At 71.2% G+C, this 12,866-nt stretch carries 9 protein-coding genes; 5 read left to right on the top strand and 4 right to left on the bottom strand.

Going from position 1 to position 12,866, the window contains the following annotated elements; all coding sequences use genetic code 11:
- Window positions 1–48: 48 nt before the first annotated feature.
- Both OG322_RS27010 and OG322_RS27005 read right to left on the bottom strand, forming a co-directional pair.
- On the bottom strand, window positions 49–1,245 hold the full coding sequence (locus OG322_RS27010) for a lipid-transfer protein (protein ID WP_123470453.1): 1,197 nt from the start codon (window positions 1,243–1,245) through the stop codon (window positions 49–51).
- Window positions 1,246–1,280: 35 nt separating this feature from the next.
- Window positions 1,281–3,461, bottom strand: a complete 2,181-nt coding sequence (locus OG322_RS27005; RefSeq protein ID WP_123470455.1) for an acyl-CoA dehydrogenase — start codon at window positions 3,459–3,461, stop codon at window positions 1,281–1,283.
- Window positions 3,462–3,721: 260 nt separating this feature from the next.
- Here OG322_RS27005 and OG322_RS27000 point away from each other — a divergent pair, with 260 nt between their 5' ends.
- A complete protein-coding gene (locus OG322_RS27000; protein WP_266412123.1) occupies window positions 3,722–5,515 on the top strand; it encodes an MFS transporter in 1,794 nt (597 codons plus the stop codon).
- On the opposite strand, the gene pepE is transcribed toward OG322_RS27000, so the two are convergent.
- On the bottom strand, window positions 5,478–6,206 hold the full coding sequence (pepE, locus tag OG322_RS26995; RefSeq protein ID WP_124283909.1) for a dipeptidase PepE: 729 nt from the start codon (window positions 6,204–6,206) through the stop codon (window positions 5,478–5,480). The genes OG322_RS27000 and pepE overlap by 38 nt on opposite strands.
- A 62-nt stretch (window positions 6,207–6,268) precedes the next feature.
- Window positions 6,269–7,090, bottom strand: coding sequence for an IclR family transcriptional regulator (locus OG322_RS26990; protein WP_123470461.1), 822 nt, complete (start codon window positions 7,088–7,090; stop codon window positions 6,269–6,271).
- Window positions 7,091–7,242: 152 nt separating this feature from the next.
- On the opposite strand from OG322_RS26990, the gene OG322_RS26985 reads away from it, so the two are divergent.
- From OG322_RS26985 to OG322_RS26970, 4 genes are all read left to right on the top strand, one after another.
- The gene (locus OG322_RS26985; RefSeq protein WP_123470463.1) at window positions 7,243–8,196 is read left to right on the top strand and encodes a DUF1177 domain-containing protein; all 954 of its coding nucleotides are present in this window, start codon (window positions 7,243–7,245) and stop codon (window positions 8,194–8,196) included.
- Window positions 8,196–9,593, top strand: coding sequence for a cytosine permease (locus tag OG322_RS26980; RefSeq protein ID WP_123470465.1), 1,398 nt, complete (start codon window positions 8,196–8,198; stop codon window positions 9,591–9,593). The genes OG322_RS26985 and OG322_RS26980 overlap by 1 nt, the downstream gene beginning before the upstream one ends.
- Window positions 9,590–10,918, top strand: coding sequence for a M20/M25/M40 family metallo-hydrolase (locus OG322_RS26975; protein WP_123470467.1), 1,329 nt, complete (start codon window positions 9,590–9,592; stop codon window positions 10,916–10,918). The genes OG322_RS26980 and OG322_RS26975 overlap by 4 nt, the downstream gene beginning before the upstream one ends.
- A gap of 242 nt (window positions 10,919–11,160) precedes the next feature.
- On the top strand, window positions 11,161–12,777 hold the full coding sequence (locus OG322_RS26970; RefSeq protein ID WP_266412118.1) for a chitobiase/beta-hexosaminidase C-terminal domain-containing protein: 1,617 nt from the start codon (window positions 11,161–11,163) through the stop codon (window positions 12,775–12,777).
- Window positions 12,778–12,866 lie beyond the last annotated feature (89 nt).

The raw sequence follows: 12,866 nt of genomic DNA, 5'->3' as shown, positions 1-12,866 counted from the left end.
CGGCGCGCAGGACCGGCGCCCCACCGGGCCCCGCGGACCCGCCCGTCCTCAGCGGCGCAGGAGTGTCACCACGGCCGCGCCGCCGAGCCCGATGTTGTGGGCGAGTGCGGTGCGGGCGTCCGGCACCTGGCGGGCACCGGCCTCGCCCCTGAGCTGCCAGGTGAGTTCGGCGGCCTGGGCGATTCCGGTGGCGCCGAGCGGGTGCCCCTTGGAGATCAGGCCGCCGGAGGGATTGACCACCCAGCGGCCGCCGTGGGTGGTGGCGCCGGACTCGACGAGTGCCCCGGACTCGCCCTCGCCGCACAGCCCGAGCGCCTCGTAGGTGAGGAGTTCGTTGATGGAGAAGCAGTCGTGGAGTTCGATGACGTCGAGGTCGGCCGCGGTGAGACCGGAGGCCGCGTACACCTGCTGGGCGGCGGCCCGCGACATGGGCAGTCCGACCGCGTCGATGCAGGTGCCGGAGGCGAAGGAGGCCTCGGTGTCGGTCGTCATGGCCTGGGCGGCGATCTCGACGGCCCGCTCGCCGAGCCCGTGCCGGTCGACGAAGCGCTCCGACACGACGACCGCTGCTGCCGCCCCGTCGGAGGTCGGCGAGCACTGGAGCCGGGTCAGGGGGCGGTGAACGGATTTGGCGGCGAGGACCTCGTCGACCGTGTAGGTGTCCTGGAACTGGGCGTACGGGTTGCCGGCCGAGTGGCGGTGGTTCTTGGCCGCGACGGCGGCGAGCTGCGCCTCGGTCGTGCCGTACTTCTGCATGTGCTCACGGGCCGCGTTGCCGAAGATCTGGGCGGTGGGCGGGGTCATCTCGAAGCCGTGGGCGGCGGCCATGATCCCGTAGTGCCGGGCGACCGGGGACGTCTTGAAATCACCCGCGCCGCCGTCGGATCCGCCGCCGCCGAGCGATCCGCGCGCCATCTTCTCGAAGCCGAGCGCCAGGACGCAGTCGCTGCCGCCGCCCTCGACGAACTGCCGGGCCATCATCAGCGCGGTGGAGCCGGTGGCGCAGTTGTTGTTGACGTTGTAGACGGGTACCCCGGTCAGGCCGAGTTCGTACACGGCGCGCTGTCCGGCGGTGGAGGGCTGGAAGCAGTAGCCGACGGCCGCCTGCTGAACGTCCTCGTACGCGACGCGGGCATCGGCGAGCGCCGCCGTGCCGGCCTCCTTCGCCATGTCCCAGTACTGCCAGTCGCGGGTCTCGGGCTTCTCGAACCTCGTCATCCCGACGCCGACGATGTATGCCTTCATGGTGTGTCCTTTCGGAGGGGGCTGATGGGGCCCTCTCAGTCCCTCGGCAGGCCGAGGATGCGCTCGGCGACGACATTGAGCTGAACCTGGGTGGTGCCGCCCGCGATGGTCAGGCAGCGGGACATCAGGAATCCGTGCACGGCCCGCTCCCCGGCCCCCTCGGCCACCGCACCGGCGGGGCCGAGCAGTTCGAGGGTGAGTTCGGCGACCTTCTGCTGGTGGGCGGTCTGGACGAGCTTGCGTACGGAGGCGCCCGCGCCCGGTTCGAGGCCGGAGACCTGTTGCAGGGTGGTGCGCAGCCCGATGCAGGCCAGTGCGTGGGCCTCGGCGGCGAGTGCGCCGATCCGGGCCCGGCAGGCGCCGTCGAGTCCGGCGGAGCGCTCGATCAGGGCTTCCAGACCGGTGTCGAAGGTCATCTGGTCGGCCATGTGGACGCGTTCGTTACCCAGGGTGTTGCGGGCGACCTGCCAGCCGCCGTCGGCCTCGCCGACCAGTGCGTCGGCGGGCAGGATCACGTCGTCGAAGTACACCTCGTTGAAGAGGGAGTCGCCGGTGATCTCCTTGAGCGGGCGGATGTCGATGCCTTCGGTGTTCTTCATGTCGACGAGGAAGTAGCCGAGCCCCCGGTGCTTGGGGGCGTCCGGGTCGGTCCTGGCGAGCAGGATGCCGTGGTCGGCCCACTGGGCGGCGCTCGTCCACACCTTCTGGCCGTTGATCCGCCAGCCCTCGGAGGTCCGTTCGGCCCGGGTGCGCAGCGAGGCGAGGTCGGAGCCCGCGCCGGGTTCGGAGAACAGCTGGCACCACAGGAGTTCGCCGCGCAGGGTCGGCAGGAGGTAGCGGTCCTGCTGCTCGGGAGTGCCGTGGGCGATGAGGGACGGCACCACCCAGGTGGCGATCTGGAGGTCGCTCAGCTTCACCCCCTGTTCGCGCAACTCCTGTTGCACGGCTAGCTGTTGTACGGGGCCGGCGTCCAGGCCGTAGGGCGCGGGCAGATGCGGGGCGGCGTAGCCGGTGGGTGCGAGGGCACGGCGGGCTGCCTTCGGGTCCAGGCCCCGGGCGGCGGCGACGGCCTCGCGGGCAGCCGCCCGGTGCGCGGCGGCCTCCGCCGGGAGCTCCAGGGTGAGCCCGCGGCGCGCCCCGGCCGCGGCCAGCCGGACGGCGCGCTGCCGGTGGACGTCCCCGGAGCCCAGCAACTGCCGTGCCACCAGGGCCCGGCGCAGGTACAGATGGGCGTCGTGCTCCCAGGTGAAGCCGATTCCGCCGAGGATCTGGATGGCGTCCTTGGCACAGCCGTACGCGGCGTCCAGGGCGCTCGACGCGGCGAGGGCCGCGGCCATGCCCCGCACCTCCGGTGCCTCGTCGGCCGCGCGGGCGGCGTCCCAGACCAGCGCGCGGGCCTGTTCGACCCGGACGAGCATGTCCGCGCAGAGGTGCTTGACGCCCTGGAACTGTCCGATGGGGCGGCCGAACTGCTCGCGCACCTTGGCGTGTTCGGTGGCGGTGTCCAGCGAACGGGCCGCGGTGCCGCACGCCTCGGCGGCGAACAGGACGGCGGCGAGGTCGCGGACGAGTCCCGAGTCGGTGGGCAGCAGCCGCCCGGCGGGGACCAGGACCCCCTCGGCCCGGACCTCGGCGGTGGGGCGGGTCGGGTCGGCGCTGCGGTGCGGGCGGACGGACAGTCCCCGCGCGGCGGTGTCGACGGCGAACCAGCGGGTGCCGGTGACCGAGGCGGCGGGGAGCAGCAGCAGATCCGCCCCGTCGGCGCAGAGCACCGGCGGGAGTTCGCCGTCGAGCAGATGGCCGTCCTCCTGCTCGACGGCGGTGAGGCTGCCGGGGCCGAGGGCGACGGCGCCGATGCGCCGGCCGGCGGCGAGGTCCCGCGCCAGCCCGGACGCCTCCGGCGCCGACGCGTGCAGCACCGCCGAGGCGAGGGCGCTCGCCAGGTAGGGGCCGGGGAGTGCGGCCCGTCCCGCCTCTTCGAGGACGACGGCGAGATCGAGCAGTCCGCCGCCTCCTCCCCCGTACTCCTCGGGCAAATGGATGCCGAGCAGGCCCTGTTCCGCCAGCCCGTCCCAGTATTCGGGGCGTGCGCCGGTGGCAGTGGGGGCGTCCGCGTCGAGGAGTTTGCGTATTTCCCCGGGCGGTACGGCCCGCGCGAGCCACCCTCGTACGGCCTGCGCGAGCTCCCTGTGTTCTTCGGTGATTCCGATGCCCATGCGGATCCTCGCCGGTCGCAGCCACTGGAACGGCGCAAGAGTAGAACACGTTCCAATCTGACGGAAGGTCAGATGGGCATCTGTTTCCGGCCGGACGGACGTTCCGGGCCGTGACCGTGTCCTGTTCGTACCGCGTTCACCGGAATACCTCGGACATGCGGAAGGTTTCACCCTGCACACACTTGGTGGCCGGTGCCGGCCGCCGCACCGCCCGCACGCCTTCCCGCTCTTTCCTCTTCCGCTGCCCGGAGGCCGCACGTATGCCACAGACGACGCACGAACAGCAGCCCGCGGAGCTTCCCGATCCGCGGACGTCGAAGGCGGGCAAGGGGATCGTCCCCGTGCTCGCCTTCGCGGGTATCACCGTGGCGGTGATGCAGACCCTGCTCGTCCCCGTCATCAAGGACCTGCCCGTCCTTCTCCACACCGACCCGTCCAACGCCACCTGGGTGATGACGGCGACGCTGCTCGCCGGAGCCGTCTCCACGCCGATCATGGGGCGGCTCGGAGACCTCAACGGCAAGCGGAAGATGCTGCTGGCCAGCCTCGCCGTCATGGTGGTCGGCTCCCTGATATGCGCCTTCACCGACGACCTCGTGATCATGATCGTGGGCCGTGCGCTCCAGGGCTTCGCCATGGGCGCCATCCCGCTGGGCATCGGCATCATGCGCGACGAGCTGCCGCGCGAGAAGCTCGGCTCGGCCATGGCCCTGATGAGCTCCTCGATCGGGGTGGGCGGCGGACTCGCGCTGCCCGCCGCCGCCCTGGTCGCCCAGCACACCGACTGGCACACCCTCTTCTTCGGCTCGGCCGGCCTCGGCGTGCTGGCCATGGGGCTGATCGTGCTCGCCGTGCCGGAGACCTCGCTGCGGGCCCCCGGCCGGTTCGACGTCACCGGAGCGCTCGGCCTCTCGGCCGGACTGATCCTCCTGCTGCTGCCCGTCACCAAGGGCAGCGACTGGGGCTGGACCTCCCCCACCACGCTCGGGCTGATCGCCGCCGCCCTGGTGGTGCTGCTGCTGTGGGGCGTGTTCGAGCTGCGCAGCGACGCGCCGCTGGTCGACCTGCGGACCACCGCCCGCCGCGAGGTGCTGCTCACCAACCTCGCCTCGATCATGGTCGGGGTGGCCTTCTACGCCGTCTCGCTGGTCCTGCCGCAGCTGCTCCAGCTGCCGCGGTCCACCGGATACGGCCTCGGCCAGTCGATGGTGGTCGCCGGGCTGTGCGTGGCGCCGCTGGGCCTGACGATGATGCTCGTCGCCCCGCTGTACGCCCGGCTGTCCGCCCGGTACGGCCCCAAGGTGTCACTGATGCTCGGCATGGCGGTCATCGCGATCGGGTACGGGGCCGGGCTCGGCCTGATGAGCGCCGCCTGGCAGACCATCGTGATCTCGGTGGTCCTCGGCGCCGGCATCGGGCTCGCCTACTCCTCGCTGCCCGCACTGATCATCGGGGCCGTCGACGCCTCGGAGACGGGCGCGGCCACCGGGCTCAACACCCTGATGCGCTCGATCGGCACCTCGGTGTCCAGCGCGGTGATCGGCATGGTGCTGGCGCACACCTCGACGCAGATGGGGTCGGTCGCGGTGCCCAGCATGCAGGGGTTCCGCACCTCGTTCATGATCGCTACGGGTGCGGTGCTGGTCGGTCTGGTACTGGCCGCGTTCCTGCCGTCGCAGCGGGCGGCCGCCGCGCCGGTCCTGCTGGCGAGCAGCGCGGGCGACGCGACGGCCCGGATGTCCGGCCTCCCGCTCCCGCTCCCCGGCTCCGGCTTCCGCGGCCGGGTCCTCGAAGCGGACGGGACCCCGGTGGCCGGCGCCAATGTCACCCTGATCGACCGGCAGGGCCGGCAGGCCGGGCTCACCACGACGGACGCGGAGGGCCGGTACGCGCTCGCCGCCCCGCCCGGCGGCAGCTTCGTCCTGGCCGGATCGGCCGCCGGATACGCGCCGCGCGCCTACCCGGCGGCGCACCCGGCGAGCGGCCGGCCCGCCGAGACCGATCTGGTGCTGACCGTCAGCGCACCGGCGCGTCGAACCTCGGTGCGGTCGTGAGCAGATGAGAGACGTCCGTCCCCGCCGGGAGCTCCTGCGGCTGTGCGCCGCGGGTGAACAGCCGCGCGGGGCGGGCACCCTGGACCCGGGCCTGGCGCCCGTTGACCCGCAGCCATGAGCCCTCGCGCAGGCCGAGCACCGGCACGTCGTTCTCCTCCAGGAACTCGGTGAGCCGTTCCTCGCGGGTCTCGCCCTTGTGGGTGCTGTCCGGGTCCGGGTCCAGGTAGTGCGGGTTGATCTGGAACGGGACGAGGCCGAGCGTCTCGAAGGACGGCGGCTGCACGATCGGCATGTCGTTGGTGGTGCGCAGGGTGGGCGAGGCCATGTTCGTCCCCGCGCTGGCTCCCATGTACGGCAGTCCGTCGCGCACCGCCTCGATCACGGCGTCGCGCAGGCCGGTCCGGTAGAGCGCGCTCAGCAGCCGGAAGGAGTTGCCGCCACCGATGAACACGGCGTCGGAAGCGGCGAGTTCGGCGACCGGGTCGGCGTTCTCGTGGACGCCGCGGACGCTGATGCCGGCCGGCTCCAGGGCGTCGCGGACCCGTGCGGTGTACGTCGTGTAGTCGGCGAGCGCGTACGGCACGAAGGCGAGGCGGGCGCCGGAGGGCAGGAACGCGCTGACCGTGTCGAGGGCGTGTTCCAGGTAACCGCAGCCGTGCTGGGTGGAGTTGGAGAGCAGGAGCAGATTCACGGGGTTCCTCTTGGGTTCTCTTCGGGGCAGGTCGTGCGGGTGGAGCGGGGCCCGGCAGCCGGTCAGGTGGTGCGGCGGGACCGGGGTTTCGGGCGCTGCGGCGGATGAGTGAGGCGCCTCTCCAGCAGTTCGGCCGCCTTGCGCAACGCTTCGAGCCGGTTCTCCGGCGCCCCCTCAAACCGTTCCGCCGCGCCGCCCAGGCTGAGGCTTCCGTACGGTTCGCGCCCGAGGAAGACCGGTACGGCGACGGTCGCGACGCCGGCGTCGTACTCACCGACCGTCCAGGCGTACCCCTGGGCGCGCACCTTCAGCAGCTCCCGCTCCAGCAGATCCGGATCGGTCACCGTCCGCTCGGTGAACCGGGCCATCGGGCGCCCCCGGAAGAGCCGGTGGCGCTGCTCGTCCGGCAGGTAGGCGTAGAACGACTTACTGGTCGCCCCGGCATGAGCCGGGTAGAGCTCGCCGACCAGGGGGTAGTAGCGCAGCGGCCCGGTCTCGCCCTCCTCGGCCGCCACGCACCGCATGTGGAAGCTGTCCGGGAGGCAGAACAGCACGGTGTCGCCGGTGACCCGGCGCAACTCCTCCAGGACCGGTCCGGCGAGCAGCTCCAGCGATCCGGAGCGCTCCCAGAGCCTGCCCAGGCGCAGCACGGCGGGGCCGATGCGGTAACGGCGGGTGGCCGGGTCCGAGACCAGGAAGCCGCGACCCGCGAGGGTGGCGAGCAGCCGCTGGGCCACCGAGGTGTCCCAGCCGAACTCCTCCGCGACCTCGGTGACGCCCCAGTCGGGTCTGGTCCGCTCGAACGCGAGCAGCACGAGGAGCGCCCGGTCGACGGTTTGCAGGGCTCCGGCGGGTGTGCGCCGGTCCAGATCGAAGTCCGCCATGTGATCTCACCATTCAGACCTGAGTTGCAAATAACGGGAAATGGTTGCGCTCAACGCTATCCGATCCCGAATCTGCTCTCAGCACCCCGTCCGGCGTCCCACTCCCTGCCGGGCGCCGGACGGGTGTGATGGATGCGCGAGAAAGGCCCCCCATGTTGAAGTACGTACTGGACATCGTCGACCTCCTCGACGACCCGCAGGCCAATGGGAAGACGGTCGTCGAGTACCTCGACTCCGTGGCTGGGGCCGAGGGCTCGTCCGCGGAGGTCACCACGGTCGCCGGCGAGCGGGGCTCGACGGACTTCGTGATGGTCCGCATCCCGGGCTCACGGGGACGCACCGCCGGCGGCACCGCCCGCACCCTCGGTGTGGTCGGCCGGCTCGGCGGCATCGGCGCCCGGCCCGAGGTGACCGGACTGGTCTCCGACGCCGACGGAGCCGTCTCCGCCGTCGCCACCGCCGCGAAACTGCTCGACATGCGCCGCCGCGGCGATGTGCTGCCCGGTGATGTGATCGTCGCCACCCACATCTGCCCGGACGCACCGACCGAGCCGCACGACCCGGTGCCGTTCATGGGCTCGCCCGTGGACATCGCCACCATGAACCGCCACGAGGTGACCGACGCCATGGAGGCCGTGCTCTCCATCGACACCACCAAGGGCAACCGGATCATCAACCACAAGGGCCTGGCCCTGTCGCCCACCGTCAAGGAGGGCTGGGTGCTCCGGGTCAGCGAGCAGCTCGGCGAGCTGCTGGCCGTGGTGACCGGTGAGCCGTTGGTCACGTACCCCGTGACGACTCAGGACATTACGCCGTACGGTAACGGTGCACATCACATCAATTCGATCCTCCAGCCCTCCACCGCGACGGCCGCCCCCGTCATCGGTCTGGCCATCACCTCGGCCGCCGCGGTGCCCGGCTGCGGCACGGGCGCGAGTCACGAGAGCGACATCGCGTCCGCCGCCCGCTACGCCGTGGAGGTCGCCAAGGCCTACGGCGCGGGCCACCTGGAATTCCACGACGCCGTGGAGTTCGACAACCTCGTCAACCGCTACGGGTCGCTGTCCCACCTGCAGACCTTCGGCCGCACACCCCAGGAGTCCTGATGGCTGCCGCACCTCCGGCCGACGCCGCGGTCCACGAGACCAAGAGCATCGGCAGCGACGACTACTCGCTCTCGCGCGTCCCGCGCGACAAGCGGTTCGGCTTCTGGTCCATGCTGCTCCAGTGGCTGGCCCAGTCCGGCTCGATCTCGCAGTTCACGCTCGGCGCCACCATCGGCGTCGGCATGACCTTCGGCAACGCCTTCCTCGCTTTCACGCTCGGTGCCGTGATCCTGGAGATCGTGATCTTCGCGATCGGCCTGGCCGGTATGCGCGAGGGCCTCGCGACCCCGATGCTGACCCGCTGGGTGGGCTTCGGCCGCAACGGCTCCGCGCTGGTCAGCTTCGTCATCGCGGTCAGCCTGGTCGGCTGGTTCGGCGTCCAGAACACGATCTTCGGCAACAGCGTCTCGGCGCTGGTCGGCGGACCGTCCTGGATGTGGTGCGTGATAGCGGGCATCGCCATCACCGCCCTGGTGATCTTCGGCTTCAAGTACATGGCGAACTTCGCGAAGATCGTCACGCCGCTCTTCTTCGCGATGGTCGCCTGGTCCGTCATCAACACGCTCAAGGACCACTCGTTCAGCGACCTGATCCACTCGCCGCCGCCCGGCGACACGATCCCGCTGGCCGTCGCCGCCACCGCCATCGCGGGCGGCTACATGACGGGTGCGATCGTCTCCCCCGAGATGACCCGCTACAACCGCAAGGGCTCGCACGTCTTCCTGCAGAGCGCCTCCTCGATGATCCTCTCCGAGTACATCGTCGGACTGACCGGCGTGCTCCTGGGCCACCTGGTGAAGAGCAACGAGGTCTCGCACATCGTGCTCTCCACCTCCGGTGCCTTCGGTGTGATCGTGGTCCTGATGTCCACCGCCAAGATCAACGACTGGAACCTGTACGGCTCCTCGCTCGGCGTCGTCAACTTCTTCCAGGTCGTCTTCGGCAAGCGCGTCCACCGCGGCGCGGTCACGATCGTCCTCGGCATCGCCGGCACGCTCCTGTCCGCGGTCGGGATCATGACCCACTTCACCGAGTTCCTCACGATCCTCGGCGTCGCCATCCCGCCGATCGGCGGCATCATCGTGGCCGAGTACTGGGTCGTGAAGAAGATGCGCAAGCCGCTGGACGACACCCGGGAATCCGAGACCCTGCCGAAGTCCTCTCCGACCTGGGTGCCGATGTCGATCGCCATCTGGATCGCGGCCTTCTGCGTCGGCAAGTTCTACGACGGCGGCATACCGGCCCTGAACTCGCTGGCCACCGCCTTCGTCCTGTACAGCGTGCTCGGCCTGCTGGGCTGGGTGAAGCCGTACGGCACCTCCGCCCTGGACGACGAGGGCGGCGAGGACAACGCAGCCCCCGACGCCCGCACCAGCACCCCCGTGGGAGCAGCATGAGCACCACCGAACCCACCGCACCCCTGGTACCGGCCTCCGACGAGGCCCAGGCGGAGGTTGTCGACCTCTGCGCCGAACTGATCAGGTTCGACACCTCCAACCCCACCAGCAACGAGCGTGCCAGTGCCGACTGGGTGGTGGGCCGTCTCGCCGAGGTGGGCATCGACTCGGAGCTGATCGAGTCCGCCCCGGGCCGGGCCAGCGTCATCGCCCGGATCGCCGGCCGCGATCCGGAGCGCGGCGCCCTGATGGTCCACGGCCATCTGGACGTGGTCCCCGCCGACGCCTCCGAGTGGCAGGTGCCGCCGTTCTCCGGCGAGATCCGGGACGGCTATCTGTGGGGCCGCGGGGCGATCGACATGAAGGACACGGTGGCCGTCATGCTGGCCACCGCCCGGCACTTCGCCCGCACCGGCACCCGGCCCTCGCGCGATCTGGTCCTGGCCTTCCTCGCCGACGAGGAGGCGGGCGGCAAGTTCGGCGCCCACTGGCTGGTCGAGCACCGCCCGGAGCTGTTCGCCGGGGTCACCGAGGCGATCGGTGAGGGCGGCGGGTTCTCCTTCGCGATCGACGACACCCGGCGCCTCTACCCGATCGAGAACGCCCAGCGCGGCATGGCCTGGATGGAGCTCACCGCCACCGGCCGGGCCGGCCACGGCTCGTCGCCCAACGACGAGAACGCGGTCACCGACCTTGCCGAGTCGCTGACCCGGATCGGCCGCGAGACCTTCCCGATCCGGCTGATCGAGCCGGTGCGCGCCCTGCTCGAAGAGGCCGCCCGCCTCTACGGCGTGGAGTTCGACGAGAACGACATCGAGGGCAGCCTCGCCAAGCTGGGCCCGGTCTCCGACTTCATGCAGGTGGTGCTCCGGAACTCGGCGAACCCCACCATGTTCAACGCCGGTTACCAGACCAACGTCATCCCCGGCAAGGCCACCGCCCGCGTCGACGGCCGCTTCCTGCCCGGCCACGAGCAGGAGCTGATCGACACGATCGACAAGCTGCTGCTCCCCTCGGTCAGCCGCGAGTGGGTCAACCACGACATCGCGATGGAGACCACCTTCGACGGCCCGCTCGTCGACGCCATGTGCGACGCGGTGCGCGCAGAGGACCCGGACGGCCACCCCGTGCCGTACTGCAACCCCGGCGGTACGGACGCCAAGGCCTTCACCCACCTGGGCATCCGCTGCTTCGGCTTCAAGGGCCTGAAGCTCCCGCACGACCTGGACTACGGCCGCCTGTTCCACGGCGTGGACGAGCGCGTCCCGCTGGAGGGCCTGCGCTTCGGCGTCCGCGTCATGACCCGACTCTGGCAGAGCTGCTGACCGCTGCGTCACGGCTCCGCCAGGGGCCCGCCCCGACCCGGGCTCACCCCTCCCGTACGCCCCCGCCGATACCGTCGGCGGGGGCGTACGGCGTCCGGCAGTGCCGCCCCACGGACATTCACGGGCACTTCACCGGAAGGCCAACCAGGGCGCCCCTCCGCCTGGTTCGCACTGCCTAACGTCGATGGTTCAGACCGGTTACCGGTCCGTTACCACGACATCGCGCAGACAAGGAACCCCCCGTGAGACTCACCCCGCTCGTGATCGCCGCGTCCTGCCTGGCGCTCGCCGCCCCGGCCGCGGCCCAGGCCCGGCCGCAGCCCTCCGCCCCGCCGGCCGCGCCCGGTGTCAGCGTCCCCGGCGGCCGGTACGACCACGCGGTGACGCTGAAGTTCCGTGCCGAGCGCGGCACCACCGTCCGCTACACGCTGGACGGTTCGGCCCCGACCCGGGAGAGCCGCGCCTACTCCCCCGGCCGGCCGCTGCGGATCGCCGAGGACACCAACGTCACGGCCGTCGCCTTCCGGGGCGAGCGGTCCAGTGTGCCGGTCGCGTACGGCTATCTGATCAAGACGAAGGAGAAGCCGCTCGCCCGCTTCGTCGTCATGTCGGACGTCCATGTCGGGGACCACGCGAACAACGACAAGAAGTACGAGAGCTTCTTCGACACCATCGGCTCGGTCTTCCCGCACCCGGACGCGATCCTGTCGAACGGCGACATGATCAACGACAACGGTGACGGCAAGGGCCCGGACCACCGCATCGTCTCCGACATCTTCCAGGCGAACCTGAAGCGCAAGGGCATGACCGGCACCCAGGTGCTGATGTCCAACGGCAACCACGACGACAGCCTCGCCGCGATCCGGGCCGGCTATCCGAAGGCCTGGTTCCCCGACTCGGGCGGCGGCTACTACGAGTCCGACGTCAGGGGCGTCCACCTGCTCACGGTGAACACCGAGACGTACGACCGCGACACCGCGCAGCGCGCCTGGCTGAAGAGCCGGCTGACCGCGCTCACCACCGCCCCGGGAGCCTCCCGCAAGCCGGTCCTGGTCCAGGGCCACCGGCCCACGACCGGCACCACGATGGACGGCCAGCAGGCCGGCAACCCGGGGCTGGCCGCGGACCTGAGCGCCTTCCCGCAGGCGATCCTCTTCTCCGGCCACTCGCACCTCAACAACAACGACGACCGGTCCATGTACCAGGGCGACTTCACCTCCGTCAACGACGGTTCGATGTCGTACGTGGAGGTCGACCACGGCTACCGGATGGTCACCGAGAACGGTCTCGCGGACCGCTTCGAGGCACCCACCGCGCAGGCGCTGTTCGTGGAGGTCTACAAGGACCGCACCGAGATCGACCGGATCAACATGGCCGCCGACAAGCACGACATCTACACCGGCGGCCAGTGGTCGGCGAGCTGGCAGCCGCCGTACGCGAGCGCCGGCACGCTGAGCGGTCCCGGCTGGACCGTGCGGCTGAAGGGCTCGACGAACCAGCAGATCAAGGACAACTTCCGCTACACCGCCGACCGGCGCAACACGGTGGCCCCGAAGTTCACCACCCGCAAGCCGCTGACGACGGTGCGCGGCGCCGGGGGCGCCACGGCGCTGCGGGTCGCGCAGGCGAAGGACGACCAACTGGTCCACCACTACACGGTCGACATCACGGACACGACGACCGGCACGAAGGCGGTCTCGTCCAAGGTGCTGTCCGACTTCTACTTCATGCCGCGCCCCAACTCCCTGGACATCCCGGTCACGGGCGCGGTGGCGGGTCACCGCTACCGGGCGGAGGTCGTCGCCGTCGACGCGTACGGGAACGCCTCCCGGCCCGTGTCGCTGGCCTTCACCGGCTGACCCGACGGCCGCGGGGGAGGCGCTCGCCGCCCCCGCGGCCGGACACACCCCCGCGCGCGGCCCCGGCCCGGGCGTGCGGCACGATGGGG

This window comes from Streptomyces sp. NBC_01260, from assembly GCF_036226405.1.
Classification (GTDB): domain Bacteria; phylum Actinomycetota; class Actinomycetes; order Streptomycetales; family Streptomycetaceae; genus Streptomyces; species Streptomyces laculatispora.
The sequence above is the reverse complement of the archived record's forward strand: the minus strand, read 5'-3'. Positions and strand labels throughout refer to the sequence as shown.

Bases quoted from the DNA above. Each gene is read 5' to 3' on its own strand.
- OG322_RS26980 (WP_123470465.1), top strand. From the start codon at position 8,196: ATGGCTGCCGCACCTCCGGCCGACGCCGCGGTCCACGAGACCAAGAGC.
- OG322_RS27000 (WP_266412123.1), top strand. From the start codon at position 3,722: ATGCCACAGACGACGCACGAACAGCAGCCCGCGGAGCTTCCCGATCCG.
- OG322_RS27010 (WP_123470453.1), bottom strand. From the start codon at position 1,245: ATGAAGGCATACATCGTCGGCGTCGGGATGACGAGGTTCGAGAAGCCC.
- OG322_RS26975 (WP_123470467.1), top strand. From the start codon at position 9,590: ATGAGCACCACCGAACCCACCGCACCCCTGGTACCGGCCTCCGACGAG.
- OG322_RS26985 (WP_123470463.1), top strand. From the start codon at position 7,243: ATGTTGAAGTACGTACTGGACATCGTCGACCTCCTCGACGACCCGCAG.
- OG322_RS27005 (WP_123470455.1), bottom strand. From the start codon at position 3,461: ATGGGCATCGGAATCACCGAAGAACACAGGGAGCTCGCGCAGGCCGTA.
- OG322_RS26990 (WP_123470461.1), bottom strand. From the start codon at position 7,090: ATGGCGGACTTCGATCTGGACCGGCGCACACCCGCCGGAGCCCTGCAA.